The sequence below is a fragment of the Streptomyces sp. NBC_00341 genome (genome assembly GCF_041435055.1).
Classification (GTDB): Bacteria; Actinomycetota; Actinomycetes; order Streptomycetales; family Streptomycetaceae; genus Streptomyces.
In genome coordinates this window covers 4,152,370-4,176,832 of sequence record NZ_CP108002.1, presented here as the reverse complement: position 1 = coordinate 4,176,832, position 24,463 = coordinate 4,152,370, and the positions used below count along the sequence as shown (strand labels likewise).

Here is a 24,463-nt window from a genome sequence, read left to right as displayed (position 1 = left end):
GGGAGCCGGGCCCAGGGCCTGTCCGGGGGTCAGCTCCAGAGCGCCTGCGCGAGCGTGACGCCGACGAACACCGCGCCGAGACCCGCCACCACGCTCGCGACCACGTTGGCCGCCGCGTAGAACCGCGCGCCGTCCTCCGCCAGCCGGAGCGTCTCGTAGCTGAAGGTCGAGTACGTGGTCAGCGCCCCGCAGAGCCCGGTGCCGAGCAGCAGCTGGACGTGCGAGGACGCGGCGCCCGCCGTCACCGCGCCGGTCAGCAGCCCCAGCACCAGGCAGCCCGTGACGTTCACCGTGAACGTCCCCCAGGGGAAGACGGTGTCGTGCCGGGACTGCACCGCCCGGTCGGTCAGGTACCGCAGCGGGGCGCCGACCGCCGCGCCGGCGATCACCAGCAGCCAGTTCACCGGGGCTCCTCCGGTTCGCCGCGCCGCACCAGCTCGCAGGCGTCCAGGACGACCGGGCTGTCGCCGGTCAGCTCCTCGATCAGCGGCAGGAACGCGCGCACCTTCTCCTCCGCGTCCACGATCACCACCGCCACCGGCAGGTCCTCGCTCAGCGAGAGCAGCCGCTGGGTGTGGATCATCGAGGAGGCGCCGAACCCCTCGATCCCCCGGAACACGCTGGCGCCCGCCAGTCCCGCCGCGTGCGCCCGGTGCACGATCTCGGTGTAGACCGGCCGGTGGTGCCAGCCGTCGGACTCCCCGACCAGGACGGTCAGCCGCAGGGCGCGCTCGGTCCTCGATGTCGTCATGTCTGCCTCCACGCCAGCACGCGGCGGGTCAGCCACACCGCGCTCCACACCGCCGCGAGGGCCGCGAGCAGTGTCAGTCCCAGATACGCCAGTCCGCTGCGGGCCCGGCCGCCGTCGACGAGGCGCTGGATGTCCACGGCGTAGGTGGAGAAGGTGGTGAACCCGCCCAGCACCCCCGTACCGAAGAACGGCCGCACCAGCCGGTGGGCCGCCCAGACCTCGCTGATCACCACCATGAACACGCCGATCACCGCGCAGCCGATGACGTTGACCACGAGGGTCGTCCACGGGAACCCGTCGGCCTCCGTGGGCCACAGGAGCGACGCCCCGTAGCGGGCGCACGCGCCGGTCGCGCCGCCGAGCGCGACCACGGCGACGACCGGGATCTGCGGGTTCAGGGTTCTGGTGGGCACACCTCTCCTACCTGCCGGGGCGCCCGCCGGACGCGGGCGCGCTCGTTCGCAAGTAGGGACCGTTGGCGGCGCGCTCACGAGCGCGGCCGCGGTTCGGGTACGGCGGGCCCCACCGCCGCGCGGCGGCCGTTCCCGGCGCCGCTCCCCCCAGAATATCGCGCGGCACCCGCGGGGGCGTGCCGGGCGGTTCACCCGATCGGCCACCGCATCTGCGGGAGGCGGCGGGAGACCGCAGGGTGGTCCCATGTGGCCCAATCGAGTCGCGCTGGGCGCCGCGGTCCTCCCGCTCACCCTGCTGGTGCTGCGGGACGCCCCGGTGCGGATCGCGCTGCCCACGTCGGCCGTCGCCCACGAGCGGCCGCGCCCGGTGCCCTACCGGGTGCCGCAGCCCGCGATCGTCAGCCGGACGGCCTGGCACGCCGACGAGCACATCGTCAGGGAGCCCGCGGTCTACACGGGCCCGGTGCGGGCGGTCTTCATCCACCACACCGGGGAGTCCAACGACTACGACTGCGCGGATGTGCCCCGGATGCTGCGGGCGGTGGAGGAGTCCCACATCAAGGGCAACGGCTGGGACGACATCGGCTACAACTTCCTCGTCGACCGGTGCGGGACGATCTACGAGGGCCGGGCGGGCGGCATCCGGCGCTCGGTGCGCGGCGCGCACACCACGGGCTTCAACGCCGACAGCGTGGGCATAGCGGTGCTGGGCAACTACGGCCGCGGGGCCACGGTGCCCCCGGTCCTGGTGCGGGCGCTGGCGAAGGTGGCCGCGTGGAAGCTGGCGCCGGGCGTCGATCCGCGCGGCAGGGTGCGGCTGGTCTCGACGAACGACGCGAGCAGGTTCCCGAAGGGCACGGCCGCCGTCCTGAACGTCATATCCGGCCACCGCGACGCGTACCAGACCAGCTGTCCGGGCGAGGCGCTGTACGGCGAGCTGCCCGCGATCCGGGCGGCGACGGCGGCCCTGCGCAAGGGGCGGTGAGCGGGGTCGGCCCGACCTCCCGCATACATATTGCACTAGTGCATATGCATTTTATTGCTAGTTCGAACTGGGTTATCGTTTCGGCATGTCTGCCACACCTCCGCTTCCCGTCACCCTGACCGGCCGCCACGTCCGCGTGGAGCCGCTGTCCCCGGACCATCTCGACGACCTCTTCGCCGCGGGCGGCGGCGACGAGGAGGTCTGGCGCTGGCAGGGCGGGCCGGCCCCCCGCACCAGGGAGGAGCTCGGCGAGAAGCTGACAGCGCTGCTCGCGTCCGCACGGCGGGGCGTGTACGTCCCGTTCGCCGTCGTCCACCGCGAGAGCGGCCGGGCCGTCGGCTGGACCACGTACATGGACATCGACGTGGCCAACGAGCGGCTGGAGATCGGCTCCACCTGGTACGGGCGCGCGTACTGGCGCACCGCGGTCAACACCGAGACCAAGCTGCTCCTGTTCACCCATGCCTTCGAGGAACTGGGCATGGGGCGCGTGCAGTTGAAGACCGACCACCTCAACGAGCGCTCCCAGGCGGCGATTGCGCGCCTCGGCGCCCGGCGCGAAGGGGTGCTGCGGAGGCACCGCCGCCGCCACGACGGCAGTTGGCGCGACACCGTCTACTTCTCGCTGCTCGCCGACGAATGGCCGGAGGCGAAGTCCCGGCTCCGCGCCCGGCTCGAAGAGCGGTCCGGCTCCCGGCTCTGACCGCGTACGGGGGCAGGCTCTGACGACGTACGGGGGCAGGCCCCCGGGGCGTTGTCCACCGACCGGTGGACAACGGGTTCCACCGGCCGGGGCTGCCGGGCGAGGGGCCTCGCGGACGAGCATTTACCGCATGAGAATACGACCCGTACGCATGGCCCGCTGGAGTGCGCGGCACCCGTGGAAAGCGATCGTCGGCTGGTTCGTCTTCGTAGTGCTGTGCCTCGGCGCGGGCATCACCGCAGGCAACAACCCGGCCACCACCAAGGACTTCTGGGTCGGTGAGGCCGGCCACGCCGAGTCGATGGCCACCGACGCCGGACTCCAGCGCCGACCCACCGAGCACATCCTGATCCGGTCCGGCTCCGGCCCCCTGGACAGCGCGGAGGCCACCGCAGCCGCCCGCGACGTCACCGCCCGGATGACCGCGCTCCCCGAGGTGGCAGAGGTCGCGCCGCCGGTCCGCTCGAAGGACGGCGCGGCGCTCCGGGTGACCGTGGTGATGAAGGGCGCAGAGCTCGACGCCAAGAAGAACGTCGCCCCGCTCCTCGACGCCACCGAGAAGGCGGCCGCCGCCCATCCGGGGCTGGTCGTGGAGGAGTCCGGGTCACCCGCCATCTCGCAGGGCGTCAACGACCAGCGCGGCAAGGACCTCTCGCTCTCCGAACGCCTCACCCTGCCGGTCACGCTCGTCATCCTGCTGATCGTGTTCGGCTCCGTCGTCATGGCGGGCGTGCCGCTGCTGCTGGCGCTCTCCTCGATCGCGGCCACGATGGGCCTGGCCATGCTGGCCTCGCACCTGATGCCCGACCCCGGCGTCGGCACCAACATGATCCTGCTCATCGGACTCGCGGTCGGCGTCGACTACACGCTCTTCTACCTCAAGCGCGAACGCGAGGAACGGGCCCGCGCGCAGGGCCGGCTGAGCCCCGAGGCGCTGGTGGAGCTCGCGGCGGCGACGGCGGGCCGCGCCATCGTGGTCTCCGGCCTGGCCGTGATCGTCTCCACCGCCACCCTGTACCTCGCCACCGACGTCATCTTCTCCTCGCTGGCGACCGGCACCATCCTGGTCGTCGCCGTCGCCGTGATCAGCTCGCTCACCGTGCTGCCCGCCCTGCTCGTGAAGCTCGGCCACCGCGCGGAACGGCGTGCCGCCAAGAAGGCCGCCCGGCGCGCCGAGCGCGGCGCAGCCGCCGTGACGAAGCGCGCGAAGCCCGAGAACGGCCGGGTGTTCGGCGCCCTCATGCGCCCCGCCCGGCGCCACCCGGCGATCACCCTGTGCGTGTCCGTGCTGGTCATGCTCGCCGTCGCGGCGCCCGCGCTCGGGCTCAAGCTCATCGACCCGGGCAAGGACACATTCTCCCGCGACATCCCCGCCATGCGGGTCTACGACCGGATCACCGCCGAGTTCCCCGAACTCCTGGTCAAGCACGAGGTGGTGACCCGCTCCGCCCCGGACAAGGCACCCGAGGTCAGGAAGGCGCTGCTGGAGCTCGGGCGGCGGGCCCAGGCGGACCCGCTCTTCGCGCACAACGCCGAACCGGTGCTGCGCACCTCGGACGACGGCCGGATCAGCGTGCTCGAACTCCAGGTGCCGCACCCGGCGCCCGCCGACGGGGCGATCGCGTCGCTGGAACACCTGCGGGACCAGTACATCCCGTCCACCGTGGGTCAACTGCCGGGCGTGGAAACGGCCGTGAGCGGTGACGTGGCCCGCGGACAGGACTACGTGCACCACGAGCGGAACAAGCTGCCGCTCGTCATCGGCTTCCTGCTGCTGCTGACCTTCGTGATGACGGCGGTGGCCTTCCGCTCCGCGGTCATCGGCCTGATCGGCGTCGTACTGAACCTGCTCTCCGCGGCGGCCGCCCTCGGCGCGCTCGTCCTGGTCTTCCAGGGCACCTGGGCCGAGCGCCTGCTGGACTTCGACTCCCTCGGCGCGATCGCCTCCCGGGTTCCGCTCTTCCTCTCCGTGATCCTCTTCGGCCTGTCGATGGACTACCAGGTCTTCGTCGTCAGCCGGATCAAGGAGGCCATGGACCACGGGATGACGGCCCGCGAGGCGGTGCTCGACGGCATCGAACGGTCCGCGAAGGTGGTCACGAGCGCGGCGCTGGTCATGGTCACGGTGTTCGCGGCCTTCGTCTTCCTGCACCTCACCGAGATGAAGCAGATGGGCTTCTGCCTCGCGGTGGCGGTCCTGCTGGACGCCGTCATCATCCGGATGATGATCCTGCCCTCCGTGCTGCTGCTCCTGGGCGACCGCGCCTGGCGCCCGCTGCGCCCTTCACGTACGAAGAACACGGCCCCGGCCGCACCGCCCGTGCTCCCCGTACGCTGACCGCCATGCTTCAACGGCCGCAGCGCGGCGATCCGGTCTGGATCTGGGTGCTCCACGGGTGGGAGGCGCTGTCCTGGGCGCTGGCCGCCCTGGTCACCCTGATCACCCTGCTGGGGGGCACGCCCCCGGGACGGAAGCTCGGGCTGCTCGCGCTGATGACCGTGCTCGCCCTCTGCTACACGCTGGTGCGGCTGCGCCCCGGCAACCCGGTGCTCGGTCCGTACGGATATCTGGGCGTGCTGACCGTGGTGCTGGGTGGCGTCTCGTACCTCGGGGACGGCTTCGGGGTGTTCTACACCGTGATGCTCACGCAGTTCATCGTCTTCGCGGACAGCCCGAGGGGCGCGATCCTCCTCACGGGGCTCGGCGCCGTGGCGATCACGGTCGGCGGCAGCCTGCGGGAGGGCGGGCAGGGCGAGGTGTTCCTCACCAACACGGTCTCCTCCCTCGGTGTCTGGGCCGTCGCCGTCGTGATGGCGGTCCTGACTCCGCGGGCGCTGGCCCAGCGTGACGAACGGGCCGCGCTGCGGGCGGAGTTGAAGAGAACCCAGGTCGAACTGGCCGAGGTGTACCAGCGCCAGGGCGCCGCGGAGGAACGCGAACGCCTCGCCCGGGAGATCCACGACACCCTCGCCCAGGGCTTCGCCTCCATCATCGTGCTGGCGGAGGCGGCCAGGTCCCAGCTGGCGGTGGACGTGGACCGCAGCGCCCAGCAGCTCCAGTCCATCGAGCAGACGGCCCGGGAGAACCTGGCGGAGGCCCGGGTCCTGGTCGGCGCCGCCCCCAGCAGCGGGGTGGCGGCCGGTTCCGTCGCCACGACGCTCCGCCGCACCCTGGACCGCTTCACCGAGGACACCGGCCTCGCGGTCACGGCGGAGCTGGCCGACATCGAGTGCGACCAGCCGACCCGGATCGCGCTGCTGCGGTGCACCCAGGAGTCGCTGGCCAACATACGCAAGCACGCCGCCGCCTCCACCGTGGGCGTCGTCCTGGCCCGGCAGCCCGAATGCGCGGAACTGGAGATCACCGACGACGGACGTGGGTTCGTCGTCGAGGACTCCCACGGCTTCGGACTGGACGGCATGCGACGGCGCCTCGCGGAGTTCGGCGGCGGCCTCACCGTCACCAGCTCGGTCGGTGACGGCACCCGCATCCTCGCCACGATCCCGCTTGAGCCACGATCCCGCTGAGCCACGATCCCTCTGAACGACAGGCCCCAGGTGTGACATGACATCAGACCCCTCGACAGCCGCCGCCGCCCCGCTGCGCATCATCCTGGCCGACGACCACACCGTGATGCGCGCCGGTCTGGTCGCCCTGCTGGGCTCCGAGCCGACCGTCGAGATCGTCGGTGAGGCGGGCGACGGCCGGGAGGCCGTCCGGCTCGTCGAGCGGCTCCGGCCGGACGTGGCCCTGCTCGACCTGCGGATGCCGGTCCTGGACGGGGTGGGCGCCACCACGGAGATCCTCGCGGGCCCCACGTCCACCCGCGTACTGATCCTGACCACGTACGAGACCGACGCGGACATCGAGCGCGGTGTGGAGGCGGGCGCCACCGGCTACCTGCTCAAGGACGCCACCCGCGAACAGCTCGTCGACGCCATCCACGCGGCCTCCCGGGGCGAGACGGTGCTGGCCCCCCGGGTCGCCCAGCGGCTGGTGGCCAGGATGCGCCGGCCGGTGCCCGTCACGCTGACCGCCCGCGAGGCCGAGGTGCTGGACGCGGTCGCGGACGGACTGTCCAACGGGGAGATCGGCCGGCGGCTGTTCATCGGTGAGGCCACGGTCAAGACCCACCTGCTGCGGATCTTCGCCAAGCTCGACGTCAACGACCGTACGCGTGCCGTCGTCGTCGCGATGAACGGCGGTCTGCTGCAACGCCGTTAACGTTCCCCGCCGCGTCCGGCCGGGCTCCCGTCCGGCCGTGCGCTTGTCGTTTATCGATATGCTCCCCTAAGGTGAGCATATCGATATTCGATGGATGGGGGATGCGATGAACAGTCGACTCACGAGCATGCTGGCCTCGGTGACCTTCGGGCTCTCCGTGCTCAGCGGCCTTGCCTTCCTCGGCATCGGCGCCTCGCACATGCTCGACGACGGAGCGGTCTGCGTGGAGACGGGCTTCTGGGCCAACGCCCGGCTGGCGCCGGGGCTGCCGGTCGCGAAGGGCGTGGAGGCGACGAGCAGCCTCACCCGTCTCTGCCAGGACAGCCCCTCCGTGGGCCAGCGCGCGGCGGATCTCGGGGGCGAGCTGCCCTGGCTGCTCTTCGGTGCGATCGCGCTGCTGCTCTTCTCCCGGCTGCTGACGGCCGTGCTGAAGAAGGGACCGTTCACCGAGCCGGTGGCCCGGCAGCTCACCGTTCTCGGCTGGGTCGTCGCCGTGGGTACTCCGGTCGCCGGGCTCGTCGTCGGGTGGTCGCAGTCGTGGCTCGTGGGGTCCATGGCGCCGGTGGTGGGCTCCGGTCCCGAGGTCTCCGGACCGATGGTTCTCGTGCTCGCCGGTCTCGCGGGTGTGATCCTTGGGAAGATCATGCGCGAAGGTGTGCGCATGCGGGAGGACCTCGAAGGGACCGTCTGATGCCCGAGGACGAAATCCACTCGATCCGCATCCATCTGGACCGGCTGCTGGTCGAGCGCGGTATGACGCTGACCGAACTGTCCGCACAGGTGGGGATCACCGTCGTCAACCTGTCCGTGCTCAAGAACGGGCGGGCCAAGGCCATCCGCTTCTCCACCCTGTCGAGGATCTGCGAGATCCTCGGCTGCCAGCCGGGGGACCTGATCACTCACGAGCCCGCCGAGCGGGCTTAGGGCCTGTCGCCGGCCGGGCGTCGGTGGCGAGCGCCGCGCCGTGGCCGAGGGCGCCGTGGTCGTAGGCGCTCTCGGCGTGCAGCGTCTGGTCGAGGCCGGTGAGCTCCTCCTCCGCCGAGGCCCGCAGGCCCATCAGCCGGTCGACCGCCTTGCCGATCCCGTACGTCATGAGGAAGGTGTACGCCGCCACGGCGAGGACGGCGAGGGACTGTCGGCCGAGCTGGGCCGCGCCGCCCCCGTAGAACAGCCCCTCCGGTCCGCCGGTCATGGTGGTGGTCGCGAACAGGCCGATGAGCAGGGTGCCGATGATGCCGCCGACGAAGTGCACGCCGACCACGTCCAGCGAATCGTCGTAGTCCAGACGGAACTTCCACCCGACGGCGTACGAGCAGACGACCCCGGCCGTGAGCCCGACCGCCGCGCCGCCGACGATGCCGACCGTGCCGCAGGCGGGGGTGATCGCCACCAGCCCGGCGACCGCGCCGGAGGCCGCACCGAAGGTGGTGGGGTGGCCGTCGCGCTTCTGCTCGACGAAGAGCCAGCCGAGCAGTCCGGTGCAGCCGGCGACGAGCGTGTTGAGCATCGAGGCCGCCGCCAGTCCGTTGGCGCCCAGGGCGGAGCCGCCGTTGAAGCCGAGCCAGCCGAACCAGAGCAGTCCGGCGCCGAGCATCACCATGGGCAGGTTGTGCGGGCGCATCGCGTCCTTCTTGAACCCGATGCGCGGGCCGACCACCAGGGCCAGCGCCAGCCCGGACGCCCCCGACGCGATCTCCACCACCAGCCCGCCCGCGAAGTCCAGCGCGCCCAGCGAGTCCTTGATCCAGCCGCCGGGGCCCCACACCCAGTGGGCGACGGGAGCGTATACGAGCAGCGTCCACACCGGTACGAAGACCAGCCAGGCGGCGAACCGCGTACGGTCCGCGATCGCGCCGCTGATCAGGGCGGCCGTGACGATCGCGAACGTCAGCTGGAAGGTGGTGAACAGCAGGGTGGGGACGCTGCCGGTGAGCGTGCCGGGGCCGATGCCCGCCATGCCCAGGTGGCCGAGGCCGCCGACCAGGCCGCCGAACGCGTCGCCGTCGAATGCCAGCGAGTAGCCCGCGAGCAGCCAGACGACCGTGACCAGCGCGATCGACACGAAGCTCATCATCAGCATGTTCAGGACGCTCTTCGTGCGGACCATGCCGCCGTAGAACAGCGCCAGGCCCGGAGTCATCAGGAGAACGAGCGCGGTGGCGGCCAGCAGCCAGGCGGTGTCGCCTGTGTCGAGGCCTGCCGCGGCCAGAGTCACGGGGGTCACTCGGAGGTCCTTCCTCGGTACGGCGTGCGGTTCGGTCGACGGTCGGGCGACAGAGAGGCTGTCGGAGAGCGTGACCGGCGCGCGTTTCGTAACGAGGACCCGGAGGTTTCCGCGATATTTCATTGCGGGGTGGTTGCCGAAATCTCACCACCCCGGGTACGGCGGGGGAACGGGCTCAGCAGCCGCCGCGGGCCCGTGAAAGGCCGTAGACGGAGTCCAGCCGGTAGGTGCCGCCCCTGGGTACGGTGAGCTCCGTCCAGTCACCGTTCCGCCGCAGGCAGCCGCCCGCGCCGTGCCCGCCGACCTCGCGGGCCCGCAGCCACGGCGAGTACGCGAGCCGTACGGTCAGCGAGCCCGACTCCGGTACCCGGACCACCAGATCGGCCTCGCCGCCGCTCACCACGGAGGCCGGTGCCGGCACCAGGGGGACGGCGTCGCGCACCCGGTAGACGGTCCAGCCGTCGTCCCGCCACACCCGTCGCAGCCAGGGCAGTCCGCCGCGTACCAGGGCCGCCTCCGCCTCCGCGGGGCCGTCGGGCTTCCCGTGGTGCAGCACGACGTACCCCACGGCCCAGCGGTCCAGCCAGGCACGGTAGGTGGCCGGGGACAGCGTCCCGTCGTAGAAGAGGCGCCCGCGCTCCACGTCGAGCTGCCGGTTCCAGCCGCGTGCCATGTTCACGTGGCGGGCCAGCACGGTCGCCTCGCGGTGGTTGCGGGCGGGGACGACCTCGACCCGGGTCCGGTCGGCGCCGAGCCGGCGCAGTTCGTCGACGACGCCGTCCGTGCGGGCCGCCCAGGCGGGCACCTCGTTGGAGACCCGGAGGTCGTCCACGGTCTTGTCGGCCAGCCAGTTGGCGGAGAGGGCGAGGGCCACGGCGATCACGACCGTACGCGTCCAGTTCCGCTCCCGGACGAGCTCCAGGAGCGCCGCCAGGAGGACCGGGACGGCGACGAGACCGAGGAGCCGTTCCACGTTCGTCCCGATCGGGGAGGCGACGAGGAAGACCAGGACGACGCCGACCGCGTACACCACGGCGCCGTAGCGCGGGACACGCCACCGGCGGCCCGGCGGCGCCGCGAGGGCCAGCGCGGCGCAGATGATGAGCGGCATCCACAGCCGGCCGCGGTTCATGGGCTGTTCGCCCTCGCCCGGGAAGAGCAGCGCGACCGCGCCCACGACGACGAAGAACGGCACGATCAGGACGACGCCCTTGCGCCACTGCCGGTCCAGGAGGTACGCCGCCCCCGCGACCACGAGGAACAGCCCCGCCACCGGACTGGCCATCGTCGCCAGCGCCCCGGCCGCGAGCGGGATCACGGTGCGGTGCGCGTACAGGCAGGCGACGAGCCCGAGCGCGACGCCCAGCGCGAACGTCGTACGCCCGGAGGCGACGTTGCACCACAGGGCCAGCGAGGCGAGTACCGCCGGTGCGAGCGGCCGGCGCACCCCGGTGCGGACGAACAGCAGGGCGACGATCCACGATCCGGCGATCCCCGCGGCCACCGAGACCGTGCGGACCCCGAGGAAGGCCATCAGGTACGAGGAGAAGACGCTGTACCCGGCGGTGTGGATCCCGCCGTACCAGGAGAGGTTGTAAGCGGAGCCCGGGTGCCGGGCGGTGAACCCCGACCAGGCGAGCTGCGCGGCCAGATCGCCGCCTCCGGTGGCCAGGACGGCCGCCCACCACACGTACAGCGGCACCACGACGGCGACCGCGACGAGCGGCACGAGATGGCGCCGCCACCAGGGCGGGACGGCCGGTTCACCGCCCGGGTCCGCCCGCAGCCGCTCACCGACGTCACCCGTACCCGCTCGCACTTCCCCGCTGACACCCACCCGGACCACCCTAAGGGCTGTCCCGGGCGGGGTGTCGGCCGTCGGTCAGTGCAGGGTGCGCAGCATCGCCGCGTCGAACGGCGTGATCTCACCGGTGCGGCCGGAGAGGGTCTTCGCGGCCCACTCGGGGTCCCCGATCAGCCCCCGGCCGACGGCGACCATGTCGAACTCGTCGCGCTCCATCCGCTCCAGCAGCTGCCCGATGCCGGTGACCGTGGGGCTGCTGCCCTGGAAGGCGCCGAAGAAGTCGCCGTCCAGGCCGACCGAGCCGACCGTGAGCGTCGGCCTGCCGCTGATCTTCTTCACCCATCCGGCGAGGTTCAGGTCGGAGCCCTCGAACTCCGGCAGCCAGTAGCGGCGGGTGGAGGCGTGGAAGACGTCGACCCCGGCCTCGGTCAACGGCGCGAGCAGGGCATCCAGTTCCGCGGGCGTCTGCGCGAGCTTCGCCTCGTAGGCGTCCGCCTTCCACTGGGACATGCGGAAGACGATCGGGAAGGCGTCGGACACGGCGGCGCGGCAGGCCGCCACGATCTCCGCCGCGAAGCGGGTCCGTGCGACGAGGCCGCCGCCGTAGACGTCGGTGCGGCGGTTGCTGCCGGACCACAGGAACTGGTCAATCAAGTAGCCGTGCGCGCCGTGCAGTTCGATGCCGTCGAAGCCGAGCCGCTCGGCGTCGGCGGCCGCCCGCGCGAACGCGGCGATGACGTCGTCGAGGTCCTGCTGCGTCATGGCGCGGCCCTTGGGCTCACCGGTCAGCGAGATCCCCGAGGGCCCGACCGGCTCGGCGTCCGCGACCGGCGGGGCGCCCTCGGTGCGGGTGACGCCCACGTGCCACAGCTGCGGGATGACCGCGCCGCCCTCCCGGTGCACGGCGTCCGCGACCCGGGCCCAGCCCGCGAGGGCGTCCTCGCCGTGGAACCGGGGGACCTGGTCACTGGTGCCCGCCGAGCTGTGGTCGATGTAGGTGCCCTCGGTGACGATCAGCCCGACACCGCCGGCGGCCCGCCGCGCGTAGTAGTCCGCCACATCCTCACCCGGGACGCCGCCGGGGGAGAACTGCCTGGTCATCGGCGCCATGGCGATCCGGTTGCGGGAGCTGAGCCCGCGCACGGAGAACGGGCGGGAGAGGGTGTCTGCTGCACGGTCGGCGGTCACGTCTGTCACGTTGTGTCCTGTTCGTAAGCGGAGGGTGTCTCCCCTTCGCCAACAGCCGCGCGCGGCCCCCGCATCCCCGCCCTCGGCCCGATGTGGCCAAGATCTCCCGCGAGGGCCGGTGGGAGTACGATCAGCGGTCTCTGGGGGGACGTATCGGCTGGGGGGCCGGTCCGGCACATACGGCGATGGGCGTCTCCCCGTGGGTCCTGGGGAGGGTCTTTCCGATGAGTCTTCGTGTCTTCGCGCGCGCTTCTTCCGCGCGCGCTTCTTTCATACGTCCGACTTCCGTGCGTGCTTCTTCCGTGCGTTCTCGCAGGGGAGCCGGGCTGCGGGTCGCGGTCGCCGTGTCGATGGCCCTGTCGGCGGTGACGCTCTCGGCGCTGCCGTCTGCCTCGGCGGCGGACACCCCGCAGGAGACCGTGGTGCCGGCCACGCTGCGTACCGCTTACGAGTCCGCGTCGCTGTTCTACGCCGACACGCAGTCGGGGACGGACGGGGCGGGGGCCCAGGGGGTCTTCCACAGTCTGGAGGGACATACCGGCCTGGTCTGGACCCGGTACGCGGACGGCAGCTCCACCCCGGTGCCCGCCGCCCCTGACGGCGCGAGCAACCGGGGGACGGGCAGCGATGTCCTGGCCCAGGTCAAGGGCAGCCGGATCGACCTGTGGGACGCGACCGACGGCTCCACGCACACGGTCCAACTGCCCGAAGGGCAACAGCTGCTCGGCGTCTTCGGCACCACGGTCGTCAGTTTCCGGGCCGGCACGCTGGACGACGGCCGGTCCACGCGGATCATCCACCTGCTCACCCCGAATCCGGACGGCACCACGCGCGATGTGACGGTCTCCGGCCTGCCCGACGGTCTGCGACTGGCGACGCCCCGCGCGGGGGACGCCGACGGTCTGCTCTTCCTCGCCGAGTGGGACGGCACGGACCGGATGGTGGCCGTCGACCGGGAGACCGGGCGGGTGCGGAGCTGGACCGGTCCGGTTCCGGTGGCGAAGAACCTGGCGAGAATGGACAGGGACCACATCGTCCTGTTCTTCCCCAGCAGCCCGAAGGTGCTGGTGCTGTCCCGCTCCGACCTGTCGGCCACCCCCACCGAACTGACCCTGGACGGCGGCGGTGTGAACCCCGCCGACGACCTGTCCGTCGTCGGTGACTGGCTGGTCCACCGCCCCAGCGGCGGCTTCGCCGTCCTGGCCCAGCCGCTGACCGGCGGCCCGACCGTCACCGTGTTCCCCTCGTCGGACCACGGCGTCTCCTCTGCGGCCGGTGGCGGTCCGGTGGTGGTGGGCCGTACGGGCGCCGACGACTGGGGCATCCAGCGGCTGGCTCCCGGCGCGGACGGCAGGCCCGTCGCCACCATGGTCAAGCCGCTGCCCAAGCCGATCGTCCCGGTTCAGGGGCTCTCCCTGGAACAGGGCAGGCTCGTGGTGACCGACGCCGGCAGCGGCCGGCGCGACGACTACCTGCGGACGGTCTCCGCCACCGGCACCCCGGCGTTCGGCGACCGTTCCGCGTTCACGAACGATGACGTACTGATCGCCGGCTGCCCGGTCCAGGACGCCGGTTGCTCCGCGATCCAGGGCACCGCCGACGGCCGGATCGCCTGGCTGGAGCGGGAGGGCGCGTCCGGCTACGACCGGCTCCGGGTCCGGGGGGCGGGCCAATTCTACGAGCGCTCCGTGCCCGCCGGCGGCCGGATCACCGATGTCTCCGGCAGGTACGTGATCTACGCGACCGCCGCCCAGAACTACGTGTACCGGCTGGACGACTACGGCAACCCCGTGACCCGCCCGAAGGGCGCGGCCGCCCTCTGGGACGACGTGCTGCTGACCGCGGGAACGACTCCGGGCAGCGTGGCCGGATACGACCTGGGGACGGGCAAGGCCACGGCCGCCCTCGCCACGGACGCGGGCTGCGTCCCCGCCGAACTGCAGGCGGTCGGCCGCTGGCTGTACTGGAACTGCGGGCCCGGCGGCAAGGCCGGGGTGTACGACCGTACGGCGAAGAAGTCGCTGCCGGTGCCGTCCGGCGAGGCGGCCCTCGGCGACGGCTTCGTGGTCACCCACGACAAGCCGGCGGGCCGGCTGACGATGACCACGCTCACCGGCGGTGCTCCGGCGGGCCGTGACATCGGGGCGATGCCCGACACCGGGGTCTCGCAGCGCGATGTCCGCTGGACCGTGGACAAGGCCGGTGGCAACGCCGCGTTCGTGGACGCCCAGGAGCGGGTGCACCTGGTGCCCTCGGGAGCGTCCGCGCAGCCGCTGCGGCTGCTGAGCCGGGCCCGCAGCGCCCCGTCCGTGACGGCGACCGCCGCGGCCGCCACTGCGGGCACGCTCACGGACGTGACCCTGTCGAAGCCCACCGCCGCGTGGACGCTCACCGTGCGCAGCAAGATCACGGGCAAGGTCGTGGACACGGTCAAGGGCGGCGCGGCGCGCGGCGCGCTCCATGTCGGCTGGCACGGCCTCGACCCGTCCCGGACCGGCGGCGCCTTCCTCCCGAACGGGCGCTACGACTGGTCGCTCGCCCTCACCCCGCAGGACGGCGCGGGCGCCGCGCTGACCGTCACCGGCACGGTGCGGCTCGTCGGCGGCGCGGACGTGTGGCGGGACCTGTCCGGGGACGACGGCGTCGGTGACCTGCTGGCCCTGAACTCCGCCGGGCTCGTCTACTCGTACCGGGGCACCGGCACCGGTGGCCTGCGGGCCAGGGAGTCGGCCACGGGCGCCAAGTTCCCGGTCACCGCGCTGCTCGTGCCGTTCGGGGACATCAACGGCGACGGCTGCGACGACGTGCTGGTGCGCCTGGGCAACGAGTTGCGCGTCTACCAGCCGGGCTGCGGCAAGATCCTGACCGCGTCGTCCCAGTACACGGTCATCGGCTCGGGCTGGGCGCAGTACGACGTCCTCGTCTCGCCGGGGGACGTGAACGGCGACGGGTTCACCGACATGTACGCGCGCCAGAAGAGCACCGGGGACATCTACTTCTACGCGGGTACGGCCACCCACCGGCTGGCGGCCAAGGTCCGGGTCGGAACGGACTGGAAGCTGTACACGAAGATCGTCGGAGCCGGTGACCTCAACGGCGACGGCAGGGGCGATCTGATCGCCCTCGACAAGTCCGGTGGCCTGTGGCGCTATTACGGCAAGGCCGCCGGTGCCGTCACCGCGCGGGTGCGGATCGCCTCCGGCTGGGGCGGCTCCTACACCACGCTGGTCGGCGTGGGCGACATCAACGGTGACGGCCGCCCCGACATCCTGGCCAGGGACGGCAAGGGCCTGCTGTACCGCCACAGCACCACCGCCGCCGGCACCCTCGCCGCCCATGTGACCATCGGCACCAGCGGCTGGAGCGCCTACCAGGGTCTTTACTGACCCCCCACCCGTGAGACGGGAGCGGCTGTCACCCGGGCCCTGCAGAAGCCGCTGCACGGCAGCTGACGGCACCCGGGGCCGCGGGCGTGTGCGCGGCCGGGACCCGGTGGGCTCGGGAGGGCGGCCGAACGTGCACTTCGCGAGACGGCCGCATTGCTTTGTGTTGCGGCGAGTTGACGCAACGTCAACGATGTGACGAGGCCATGCCAGCATGCCGGGATCGCTTGCCCGGCCCGAATCCTCCCCGCCATCGTCGGTTGCGGCGTACGAACCCCGTACACCGCATCCCGTGGCGCGTGGACCCCCTCGCGCCACCGTTCGAGGAGGACCTCACGATGGCAGCACTGCGCAACACCCGGCGGCGGATCGCCGCGTTGATCGCCACGACGACGACCGTGGCACTGGCAGCCGCGGTCGGTGCGGCCTTACCCGCCCAGGCGGCCGCGCCGGAGGGCAGAGTCCTGCACGCCGGGTCGGCGGAGGCGGTCCCCGGAAGCTACATCGTCACGCTGAAGCAGTCGGCCGGGCTCAAGGCGTCCGCGACCGCCGGAAAACAGCTCATAGCCGGCTACGGCGGCCGGATCGAGCGCACCTACTCATCGGCGCTGAACGGCTACGCCGCGGCTCTCAGCGGCACCGAGGCCAGGCGGCTGGCCGCCGACCCGGCCGTCGCCTCGGTCGAGCAGGACCAGAAGGTCCACGCCACCGCCACCCAGAGCAACGCCCCCTGGGGCCTGGACCGCATCGACCAGCCGAACCTGCCGCTGAGCGGCACGTACACCTACCCGGACTCGGCGGGCGGCGGCACGACCGTCTACGTCCTGGACACCGGGGTGCGCATCACCCACCAGGAGATCAGCGGCCGGGCCTCGTACGGCTACGACTTCGTCGACAACGACACCACCGCGCAGGACGGTTACGGGCACGGCACCCATGTGGCCACGACCGTCGCGGGGAGCACCTACGGGGTGGCGAAGAAGGCGAAGATCGTCGCCGTGCGCGTCCTCGGCAACGACGGCTCCGGTACCACCGCCGGGGTCATCGCCGGGGTCGACTGGATCACCGCCAACCACGTCGCCTCGTCCGTCGCGAACGTGTCGCTGGGCGGCGGTGCCAGCACCACGCTGGACGACGCGGTGCACAAGTCCATCGCGTCCGGGGTCACGTACTCCATCGCGGCGGGCAATTCCGGTGCACCGGCCGCCAATTACTCCCCCGCCCGGGTCGCCACCGCGATCACCGTCGGTGCGACGACCCGGACCGACGCCCGCGCGAGCTACTCGAACTACGGCTCGACGGTCGACATCTTCGCGCCGGGCTCCGGCATCACGGCCGGCTGGAACAGCTCGGACACCGCCACCTACACCGGTGACGGCACGTCCTTCGCCGCGCCGCACGTCTCCGGTGCGGCAGCGGTCTACCTGACGAACCACCCCGGCGCCTCCCCGGCGGCCGTGGCCTCTGCACTCGTGAACGGCGCGACCTCGGGCGTCCTGACAGGCGTCGGATCCGGCTCCCCGAACAAGCTGCTCAAGCTCGTCCCGTAACGACCTGACGGCCGGGGGCGCGTGCGGGGAAACATCCCGCACGCGCCCTCGGCGCACGTCGTCCGGTCCGGGCCGCCCCGGCCGGAAAGCCCGGTCCAGTGGCTCGGCCGCCGGTCAGGACCCGGACGCGGCCGGTTCCATCGTGACGACCGTGCGGTCCCGGCGGGCCCGCTCCGCGGCCCAGACGACCAGGTGGGACTCCAGCGTCTCGTACGGTCCTGAGCCCACCAGCGAACGGTCCCCGCCCGCGACCGCCGCGAGGAAGGCCCTCAGCAGTTCGGTGTCGGCGCCGCCGTGTCCGTCGGCCGCCGACGCCCCGCCGTCCGGGTCCAGGTCGAAGGTCTCCTGGGTGTCCGTGAGGAAGTCGTGCAGCGTGATCCGGCGCCCGTCGCCCTCCAGCGAGCCGCGGGTGCCGAAGACCCGGGTCTTGCGGAAGTCGAGGGCGGTGAACGCGGTCATGGTGAAAGAGGCGGTGGCGCCGCCCTCGTACTCCAGGTTCACCACCTGGTGGTCGACCACGTCGTTGTGGCCCGCGTAGACGCAGGCGCCGTAGGGCCCTTCCGCGAGGGCGGTGCGCAGGCCGGCCGGGGAGACGTCGTCGGTGAGCACGCCGAGCGGCCACTGCTCGTACACCGGGTCACCGAGGAACCGCTCGTAGATGCGGACCGCGGAGTACACGCAGGTCCGCTCCACGGGGCAGCTGACACAGCGGTCGCCCGCGCCCTCGGGCTTGTTCTCGGGCCGGAAGTGGTGGAGCCCGCCGAAGGAGGAGACCCGCTCGACGGGGCGGCCCACCAGGTGGCCGAGCCAGTCGATGTCGTGGCTCGACTTGGCCAGCAGCATGGGGGAGGACCGCGCCTCGACCGCCCACTGGCCGCGTACGTAGGAGTGCGCCTGGTGCCACCAGCCGACCGGCTCCAGGTGCTCGACGCTGACGATGTCCCCGATCCGGCCGTCGGTGATCAGCTGCTTCAGCTTCACCGAGTACGCGGTGTAGCGCAGCACATGGCAGACGCCGAGCAGGATGTCGTTGCGGACGGACGCCTCGACGATGCGGCGCGCGTCCTCCTCCGTCGGTGCCATCGGCTTTTCGAGCAGCAGGGCGTAGCCGAGATCGGCCAGGGCCACGGCCGGATCGGCGTGCAGCCGGTCGGGGGTGGCGACGACGGCGGCGTCCGCGAGCCTGGGGCGGGCGGCGAGCGCGGCCCAGTCCTGGAAGACGTTGGCCTCGGGCAGGCCGAACTCCTCTGCCAGGGCGAGGCGTCGGGCGGGGTCGGGGTCTGCCACGGCGGTGACGGTCGCCAGGCCCTCGGAGACTGCGATGCGCGCGTACGAGGCCCCCCGGGCCCCGGCGCCGACGATCGCCAGAGTGACGGTCACGGAAAAGTCCTCATTACTTGACGGCACCCTGGAGGATGCCCTTGATGAAGTGGCGCTGGAAGAAGAGGTAGAGCAGCACGATCGGCGTGATCACGATGATCGTCCCGGCGGAGAGCAGCGGGATGTTCTGGCCGAACTGCTGGACGAACTTGCCGAGTCCGGACGGCGCGGTGCGCATCGCCGGATCCTGGATCAGGACCAGCGCGAGCAGGAACTGGTTCCAGGACCACATGAAGTACAGCAGCCCCAGCGTGGTGAGCGCCGGTCCTGCGGTCGGCAGCAGCACCCTGGTCAGCGTCCGCCAGCTGCCCGCGCCGTCGACGGAGGCCGCCTCGGTGAGCTCCTTGGGCAGCGACTCGAAGTGGGTGCGCATCCAGTAGACGCCGAAGGGCATGAACAGACCGATGAGCGGGAGGATCACCGCCCAGTAACTGTTCAGCAGGCCGACCGAGCGCAGGTCGTAGTAGAGCGGGATGACGATCGCCTCGTACGGCAGCGCCATGCCCAGCATCAGGACCGCGAACAGGGGCCCCTTGACGCGCAGCCGCATGGCCGACAGGCCGTACCCGGCGAGCGTCGCGAGGACCAGGGCGAGCGGTACGACACCGAGCGCGATCACCGCGCTCGACCTCAGCAGCGAGCCGAAGCCCGCGGTGGTCCAGGCGGTGGCGAAGTTCCCCCACTGGGGATCGGACGGCCATTTCAGCCCCGGTGACAGCTCGGTCTGGGGCTGGAGGGCGGCGCTGAGGAGCGCGAGGAAGGGGAAGAGAACCGACGCGGCGGCCAGGATCAGGACGAGCCGGGGCAGGTGCTTGGACATTTCATCGCTCCCGGGTGAGCCTGTTCAGGACGTACATGACCGCGCAGGTGAGTACGGACAGCACGGTGGCGAGCGCGCAGGCGGTGCCCACGCGGCCCGCGGTGAAGACGAGTTGGTAGACCTGGACACCGGGGACCATGGTCGAGTAGCCGGGCCCGCCGCCCGTCATGACGTACACCACGTCGAAGCCCGCGAGGGCGGCGATGACGGTGACGGTGCAGGCGACGCCGATCTCCTTGCGCAGGCCCGGCACCGTGATGTGCCGGAACTGGCGCAGTCGGCCGGCGCCGTCGAGGGACGCCGCCTCGTAGAGCGACGGGTCGATCTTGCCGATGCCGGAGAGCAGCAGCAGGAAGCACAGGCCGGTGGAGACCCAGGTGCCGATGAGGCCCACGGTCGGCAGTGCCCAGGAGAAGTCCCCGAGCCAGGCCCGGGTGAAGTCCCCGAGCCCGACGGCGCGCAGGAGCTGGTTGAGCGGGCCGTCCTCGCTGTAGATCCACTTCCAGACGACGCCGACGGCGACGAGCGGGAGGACCTGGGGGAGGAAGATGACGGTACGGATCAGCGGCATCGCCCGCCAGGGCACCGAGGCCACCAGCGCGGCCAGCACGAGCCCGAGGCCCACCGGGATCACGGTGTAGAAGAGGATGAAGACGAAGGCGTGGAGCAGGGCGCTGCGCAGGGCGGGCTCGCTGAAGACCGCCGTGTAGTTGTCGAACCCCGCCCAGGTGGCGACGCCGACGCCGTTCCAGTTCCAGAACGAGAGCCACACGCTGTGCACCCAGGGTGCGATGACGAACGCGCCGTAGAAGAGGAAGGCCGGCAGGACGTACAGGAGCGGACCGAGCCGGTCGCGCCCGGTGCGGCTGGACGACGACTTCGCCGCGCGCACCGGGCGGGTGGCGTCCTCGGCCACCCGCCCGCCGCCGACGAGTACATCAGCCATGGGTGGCGGCCCACTCGTCCTGGACGGCCTTGATGAAGCCGGGGGTGTCGGTCTTGCCGGCGAGGAGCTCCTGGGTACCGGCGGTGAGCTTGTCGTTCATGGTGGCGGTGGCGTTGTTGTTGAAGCCCACGAGGCCGTTCTCGGCGTTGACCTTCGCCCAGGCGGCGACGATGTCCGTCATCACGGTGCCCTTCCCGGGCTTGGCCGCCTTGATGTCCGCGGGCATGAAACCGGCCTTGAACTGCGCGGCGGACGCCTCGGGCGAGTGCAGGAAGTCCAGGAAGGCCGCGGCGGCGTCGGGGTGCTCGGAGCGGGTGGAGACGGCGTAGGCGACGGACGTGCCGATGGCGGTGGCGTGCTCACCGGGGAAGGTGAAGAACCCGGCGTCCTTGCCCAGCTTCGAGCCGATCTTCGCGGCGTCCCAGTTCCCGTCGACGAAGAACAGGCCCTCGCCCTTGGTGAACTTGTCGGTCGCGGTCTGCAGGTCGGTGCCGTTGGCGCTCTTTGGGAGGTAGCCCTTCTTCGCCCACTCGCCGACCTTGGTGACGGCTGCGCGGTTGCCCGCGGTGTCGAAGGTGGCGCCCTTCTGCCCGAAGGTCCACTTCGCGGCGGCCTCCGCGCCGTCGGCGGACTGGCCGGCGAGCTGGATCGGGAAGGAGGCGTGGCCCTCTGCGTTGCCGAGCTGGAGCGGGGTCTCGCCGGCCTTCTCGGCCTTGGCGAGCGCGGCCTCGAACTGCGGCATCGTGGCCGGCGGCTCCGAGATGCCGAGCCGCGCGGCCTTCGCCTTGTTGTAGTAGACGCCGACGAGCGAGAAACCGGCGGGCGCCGCGTAGAGCTTGCCCTCGCCGAGCGTGGAGCCGTCGGCGGCCACCCGCCACTGGTTGAGCTGGGTGCTCGCGTACGTCTTGTCCCAGCCATACGCCTTCGCGTAGGGCGAGAGGTCGCGGACGAGTTTGTCCTTGACGGTGGTGCCCACGGAGTTCAGCAGCGCGATGTCCGGCGACTGGGGCGAGGAGAGCGAGAGGTTGAGGCTCTTGTTGTAGTCGTCGTAGTTGGTGTCCTGGTAATCGATCCGCACATTGGGATGGATCGCCTCGAACGCCTCGATGATGGTCTTGACGGCCGCACCCGATTCCGGGGTGGAGACCAGCCTCAGGGTCACGTTGTCCTTGGGCACACCGGTCTTGACCGGGCCGGTGGACGCGGCCGGAGCCTCGCTGCCGGCGCCCGGTGCGCAGGAAGCCGCGGAGAGCACCACGAACACGGTCCCGGCCAGCGTTGTTCTGAGCTTCATCGGGTTGATCGCTTTCGGGAAAGGCGCAGGCGCCATGTGGCAGGATGACGAGTCGGGACACTAGCTGTGTATCCGAGGTTTAGTAAGAAAGTTTTCTATCAAAGTGGCCCATGTCACACTGGTTCCGTCCCGGTGTGCGGGGACCGTCGAGGGGATTCGATGAGCGACGCGGAGGTCCCGCCCGGCGGCGACCAGAGCTCTCTCCGGCATCTGAACACCAGCCGGGTACTGCATCTCCTTTACGACGGCGTCCCGTTGACGATCAACGCGCTCTCCCGGGTGACCGGCCTCTCCCGGCCGACCGTGCGCGGCATCGTCACGGCCCTGCTGGAGGCCGGGCTGCTCAGGCCGGACGGCCAGGACACGGTCCGTACCGGCGGCCGGCCCGCCCAGCGCTACGCCTTCGACCGGAGCGCCGGCCGCCTGGCGGGACTCCGCTTCGACGTGGACGGCGTCTGGGCGCGGGTGACGGACCTGGCCGGCGAATCGGCCGTGACCGCGCACGCGCCGCTGCTCGCAGAGGACGCCCCGGAGCGGCGCATCGACGCGGCGGTGGCGCTGGTGCGCGGTCAACTCCCGACGCCCGAGACCCCGTTGTGGGCGGTGGGCGCCGGTACGCCCGGCATCGTCGACAGTGCGGGGACGGTGCGGCTGAGCGTCGCCATCCCCGGCTGGACGGGCGTCGAGCTCACCCGCGAGCTGGGCGACCGGCTCGGCTGCCCCGCGGTGACGGCCAAGGACACCAACCTGGCCGCGCTCGCGGAGCACCGGATCGGTGCGGCCCAGGGCACCCCCGACATCCTGTACGTGCAGATGGGCAGCCGGCTCGGGGTGGGCGTGCTGGTCGACGGGCTCCCGTTCACCGGCCGCACCGGGGCGGCCGGTGAGATCGGACGCCACCCCGAACTGGGCTGGCAGGACGCCCCGGCGAAGCTGTTCGCGGCCTCCGGCTCCGCGCGCGACAGCGAGGAGGAGGCGGGAGCGCTCGCCTTCGCCCGCGCGGCGCACGGGGACCCGGCGGCGCGGGTCGCGGTCGACGCGTACGCCCGCACCCTCGCGGACGGTATCGGCGCGATGGTGCTGGCCGTCGACCCCCGGCTGATCGTGCTGGGCGGGGGACTGGCCAAGTCCGGTGCCGTGGTGCTCGATCCGATCCGGAGCCGGCTGGCGGAGATCTGTTACGAGGCGCCCCCGCTCGCCCTGACGGCGCTGGTGGACGACGTGGTGAGCGTCGGAGCGGTGGAGGCGGCGCGCGATCTGGTGCGGGCCGGCATGCGGGTGACCGTCGACCGGGTCCTGCACTCCTGACGCGGGCCGGTTCCGGCGCGGCGGGCCGTTCCGGTGCGGCGGGCTGTTTCGGCGCGAGGCATTGACAGCCCCCGTCGCTCCCCGGCACATTGCGGGCACGCTTTCGAAGGAAAGTTACCTTCGAAAGAGCTAGGTAACAGCCCTCCCTAAGGAGCTACTGTGAGACGTCGTCCCCTGCGGACCCTGCTCACCGGCGTGCTGACTTCCGCCCTCTGTCTCATGGGCACCGCGCTGAGCGGACAGAGCGCCCACGCAGCCGACTTCCCGCCCGGCCCGGTCTCGAAGCCGGGCTACACCATGGACTTCCAGGAGGAGTTCGACGGCACCTCGCTCGACGAGGACAAGTGGCTGCCGTACTACCTGCCCCACTGGACGCCCCAGCGCGAGAACGCCAAGGCGCGCTACACCGTCGCCGACGGCGTGCTCACCGAACGCCTGGACCCGGACACCCCGGCCTGGAACCCCCAGTACGACGGCACGGTGAAGATCTCCAGCATCCAGACCTTCAACCAGGACTGGTGGCACCGCTTCAACTACGACATGCCGAACGACCACCACGAGCCGAAGTTCGACGGATACTCCACCCGGTACGGCTACTTCGAGACCCGGGCGAAGTTCTCCGACGTCGGCGGCGGAGGCCATCAGGCGCTCTGGCTGGTCGGCACGGACGACACCTCCAGCGCCTCGGCCAACTCCGAGATCGACTTCATCGAGACGTTCTTCAGCAAGCCCGACACCTGGCGCATCGCCGCCTACGGCTGGGGCGACCCCGACTTCCTCGGCTCCTGGAATGCCTCGGAGGACCCGGTGCCGAGCGGAGAGCCGACGCGGGAATACCACGTCTACGGCATGGAGTGGACGCCGACCGAGCTGAAGTTCTACTACGACAACCAGCTCTTCAAGACCATCAACGACGCACCCAACATGCCCATGGGCATGATCCTCGGCCTGTACACCGACGCCGGCTCCGGCCAGCACAACGACGTCTGGCCCAAGTCGTGGAACGTCGACTACCTGCGCGTCTGGAAGAAGGACGGCGGCTACCCGCAGACGTACGACCGGTACAAGAACCGTGAGACGGGTCAGTACATGCACATCAAGGACAGCACCGGCCGGCTCCAGTACGGCGATGTGCCGGCCACGGACCTGACCTCGCAGTGGACCCGGGAGACCACCGACGGCCGCTACCGCTACCGGAACCGGGCCACCGGGGAGTACCTGAACACGGAGGACGGCGGCGGCACCGTCCGGTACGGGACGTTCCCGGCCACCTGGTGGAGCGGCCAGTGGACCGAGGAGACCGTCGACGGCCGCATCCGCTTCAGGAACCGCCAGACCGGCGAGTACATGCACACGGAAGGCGCGACCGGCTCCGTCCAGTACGGCCCCGTGCCCGCGACGTACTGGTCCGGCCAGTGGACGCGCGAACCCGCCCTCTGAACACGGTCTGAGCACCGTCCGACCAGGGTCTGAGCACCGTCCGACCATG

General features: G+C 71.6%; 21 protein-coding genes. 11 read left to right on the top strand and 10 right to left on the bottom strand.

Features of this window, described 5'->3' with window-relative positions:
* Nucleotides 1-29: 29 nt before the first annotated feature.
* Genes crcB (OG892_RS18810) through crcB (OG892_RS18800) form a run of 3 tightly spaced genes read right to left on the bottom strand, consistent with a single transcriptional unit; the run spans nt 30 to nt 1,164 of the window.
* Nucleotides 30-404 (bottom strand): fluoride efflux transporter CrcB, encoded by a 375-nt coding sequence (gene crcB / locus OG892_RS18810; protein ID WP_371629762.1) that lies wholly within the window; start codon nt 402-404, stop codon nt 30-32.
* A complete protein-coding gene (locus OG892_RS18805; protein WP_073733438.1) occupies nt 401-751 on the bottom strand; it encodes a DUF190 domain-containing protein in 351 nt (116 codons plus the stop codon). Before OG892_RS18805 ends, crcB (OG892_RS18810) begins: the two co-directional genes overlap by 4 nt.
* The gene (crcB, locus tag OG892_RS18800) at nt 748-1,164 is read right to left on the bottom strand and encodes a fluoride efflux transporter CrcB (RefSeq protein WP_073733439.1); all 417 of its coding nucleotides are present in this window, start codon (nt 1,162-1,164) and stop codon (nt 748-750) included. The genes OG892_RS18805 and crcB (OG892_RS18800) overlap by 4 nt, the downstream gene beginning before the upstream one ends.
* A 244-nt stretch (nt 1,165-1,408) precedes the next feature.
* On the opposite strand from crcB (OG892_RS18800), the gene OG892_RS18795 reads away from it, so the two are divergent.
* The 7 genes from OG892_RS18795 to OG892_RS18765 all read left to right on the top strand — a co-directional run bounded on the left by OG892_RS18795 (nt 1,409) and on the right by OG892_RS18765 (nt 8,001).
* The gene (locus OG892_RS18795) at nt 1,409-2,149 is read left to right on the top strand and encodes a peptidoglycan recognition protein (protein ID WP_327337788.1); all 741 of its coding nucleotides are present in this window, start codon (nt 1,409-1,411) and stop codon (nt 2,147-2,149) included.
* 85 nt (nt 2,150-2,234) lie between these two features.
* Nucleotides 2,235-2,852 (top strand): GNAT family N-acetyltransferase, encoded by a 618-nt coding sequence (locus OG892_RS18790; RefSeq protein ID WP_371629761.1) that lies wholly within the window; start codon nt 2,235-2,237, stop codon nt 2,850-2,852.
* A 130-nt stretch (nt 2,853-2,982) separates the two neighbouring features.
* Nucleotides 2,983-5,190 carry an MMPL family transporter gene (locus OG892_RS18785; protein ID WP_371629760.1) on the top strand — a complete coding sequence of 736 codons (2,208 nt, stop codon included), beginning with the start codon at nt 2,983-2,985 and terminating at the stop codon, nt 5,188-5,190.
* A gap of 5 nt (nt 5,191-5,195) precedes the next feature.
* Entirely contained in the window at nt 5,196-6,380 is a 1,185-nt protein-coding gene (locus OG892_RS18780; RefSeq protein WP_371629759.1) for a sensor histidine kinase, read from the top strand.
* Between the two features lie 37 nt (nt 6,381-6,417).
* A complete protein-coding gene (locus OG892_RS18775; RefSeq protein ID WP_073733444.1) occupies nt 6,418-7,077 on the top strand; it encodes a response regulator transcription factor in 660 nt (219 codons plus the stop codon).
* Between the two features lie 106 nt (nt 7,078-7,183).
* On the top strand, nt 7,184-7,768 hold the full coding sequence (locus tag OG892_RS18770; RefSeq protein ID WP_073733445.1) for a DUF2975 domain-containing protein: 585 nt from the start codon (nt 7,184-7,186) through the stop codon (nt 7,766-7,768).
* Complete coding sequence (locus OG892_RS18765) at nt 7,768-8,001, top strand: helix-turn-helix transcriptional regulator (protein ID WP_073733446.1); 234 nt, start codon at nt 7,768-7,770, stop codon at nt 7,999-8,001. The genes OG892_RS18770 and OG892_RS18765 overlap by 1 nt, the downstream gene beginning before the upstream one ends.
* On the opposite strand, the gene OG892_RS18760 is transcribed toward OG892_RS18765, so the two are convergent.
* The 3 genes from OG892_RS18760 to OG892_RS18750 form a co-directional block, all read right to left on the bottom strand.
* Nucleotides 7,973-9,301 (bottom strand): ammonium transporter, encoded by a 1,329-nt coding sequence (locus OG892_RS18760; RefSeq protein ID WP_073733447.1) that lies wholly within the window; start codon nt 9,299-9,301, stop codon nt 7,973-7,975. The genes OG892_RS18765 and OG892_RS18760 overlap by 29 nt on opposite strands.
* Nucleotides 9,302-9,476: 175 nt before the next feature.
* A complete protein-coding gene (locus OG892_RS18755; protein ID WP_073733741.1) occupies nt 9,477-11,030 on the bottom strand; it encodes a hypothetical protein in 1,554 nt (517 codons plus the stop codon).
* Nucleotides 11,031-11,183: 153 nt separating this feature from the next.
* Entirely contained in the window at nt 11,184-12,302 is a 1,119-nt protein-coding gene (locus OG892_RS18750) for an NADH:flavin oxidoreductase (protein WP_371629758.1), read from the bottom strand.
* A gap of 293 nt (nt 12,303-12,595) precedes the next feature.
* Between OG892_RS18750 and OG892_RS18745 the strand changes: the two genes are divergently transcribed.
* Both OG892_RS18745 and OG892_RS18740 read left to right on the top strand, forming a co-directional pair.
* Nucleotides 12,596-15,679 carry an FG-GAP repeat domain-containing protein gene (locus OG892_RS18745; protein ID WP_371629757.1) on the top strand — a complete coding sequence of 1,028 codons (3,084 nt, stop codon included), beginning with the start codon at nt 12,596-12,598 and terminating at the stop codon, nt 15,677-15,679.
* 335 nt (nt 15,680-16,014) lie between these two features.
* On the top strand, nt 16,015-17,226 hold the full coding sequence (locus OG892_RS18740) for a S8 family peptidase (RefSeq protein WP_371629756.1): 1,212 nt from the start codon (nt 16,015-16,017) through the stop codon (nt 17,224-17,226).
* A 114-nt stretch (nt 17,227-17,340) separates the two neighbouring features.
* Here the strand turns inward: OG892_RS18740 and OG892_RS18735 are convergent, their stop codons facing one another.
* Genes OG892_RS18735 through OG892_RS18720 form a run of 4 tightly spaced genes read right to left on the bottom strand, consistent with a single transcriptional unit; the run spans nt 17,341 to nt 21,666 of the window.
* A complete protein-coding gene (locus OG892_RS18735; RefSeq protein WP_073733451.1) occupies nt 17,341-18,606 on the bottom strand; it encodes a Gfo/Idh/MocA family protein in 1,266 nt (421 codons plus the stop codon).
* Between the two features lie 13 nt (nt 18,607-18,619).
* Nucleotides 18,620-19,426, bottom strand: coding sequence for a carbohydrate ABC transporter permease (locus OG892_RS18730; RefSeq protein WP_073733452.1), 807 nt, complete (start codon nt 19,424-19,426; stop codon nt 18,620-18,622).
* A gap of 1 nt (nt 19,427) precedes the next feature.
* A complete protein-coding gene (locus tag OG892_RS18725; RefSeq protein ID WP_371629755.1) occupies nt 19,428-20,372 on the bottom strand; it encodes a carbohydrate ABC transporter permease in 945 nt (314 codons plus the stop codon).
* Nucleotides 20,365-21,666: an ABC transporter substrate-binding protein gene (locus OG892_RS18720; RefSeq protein WP_371629754.1), complete on the bottom strand. Its 1,302-nt coding sequence runs from the start codon at nt 21,664-21,666 to the stop codon at nt 20,365-20,367. Before OG892_RS18720 ends, OG892_RS18725 begins: the two co-directional genes overlap by 8 nt.
* Before the next feature lie 159 nt (nt 21,667-21,825).
* Between OG892_RS18720 and OG892_RS18715 the strand changes: the two genes are divergently transcribed.
* Together OG892_RS18715 and OG892_RS18710 are read left to right on the top strand one after the other, a co-directional pair.
* Nucleotides 21,826-22,974: an ROK family protein gene (locus OG892_RS18715; protein ID WP_371629753.1), complete on the top strand. Its 1,149-nt coding sequence runs from the start codon at nt 21,826-21,828 to the stop codon at nt 22,972-22,974.
* Between the two features lie 159 nt (nt 22,975-23,133).
* Entirely contained in the window at nt 23,134-24,414 is a 1,281-nt protein-coding gene (locus OG892_RS18710; RefSeq protein WP_371629752.1) for a family 16 glycosylhydrolase, read from the top strand.
* Nucleotides 24,415-24,463: the final 49 nt, after the last annotated feature.

Excerpts from the sequence above, each read along its gene's own strand:
- OG892_RS18805 (WP_073733438.1), bottom strand. The coding sequence starts at position 751 with ATGACGACATCGAGGACCGAGCGCGCCCTGCGGCTGACCGTCCTGGTC.
- OG892_RS18795 (WP_327337788.1), top strand. The coding sequence starts at position 1,409 with ATGTGGCCCAATCGAGTCGCGCTGGGCGCCGCGGTCCTCCCGCTCACC.
- OG892_RS18790 (WP_371629761.1), top strand. The coding sequence starts at position 2,235 with ATGTCTGCCACACCTCCGCTTCCCGTCACCCTGACCGGCCGCCACGTC.
- OG892_RS18785 (WP_371629760.1), top strand. The coding sequence starts at position 2,983 with ATGAGAATACGACCCGTACGCATGGCCCGCTGGAGTGCGCGGCACCCG.
- OG892_RS18780 (WP_371629759.1), top strand. The coding sequence starts at position 5,196 with ATGCTTCAACGGCCGCAGCGCGGCGATCCGGTCTGGATCTGGGTGCTC.
- OG892_RS18775 (WP_073733444.1), top strand. The coding sequence starts at position 6,418 with ATGACATCAGACCCCTCGACAGCCGCCGCCGCCCCGCTGCGCATCATC.
- OG892_RS18770 (WP_073733445.1), top strand. The coding sequence starts at position 7,184 with ATGAACAGTCGACTCACGAGCATGCTGGCCTCGGTGACCTTCGGGCTC.
- OG892_RS18765 (WP_073733446.1), top strand. The coding sequence starts at position 7,768 with ATGCCCGAGGACGAAATCCACTCGATCCGCATCCATCTGGACCGGCTG.
- OG892_RS18740 (WP_371629756.1), top strand. The coding sequence starts at position 16,015 with ATGGCAGCACTGCGCAACACCCGGCGGCGGATCGCCGCGTTGATCGCC.
- OG892_RS18730 (WP_073733452.1), bottom strand. The coding sequence starts at position 19,426 with ATGTCCAAGCACCTGCCCCGGCTCGTCCTGATCCTGGCCGCCGCGTCG.
- OG892_RS18725 (WP_371629755.1), bottom strand. The coding sequence starts at position 20,372 with ATGGCTGATGTACTCGTCGGCGGCGGGCGGGTGGCCGAGGACGCCACC.
- OG892_RS18720 (WP_371629754.1), bottom strand. The coding sequence starts at position 21,666 with ATGAAGCTCAGAACAACGCTGGCCGGGACCGTGTTCGTGGTGCTCTCC.
- OG892_RS18715 (WP_371629753.1), top strand. The coding sequence starts at position 21,826 with ATGAGCGACGCGGAGGTCCCGCCCGGCGGCGACCAGAGCTCTCTCCGG.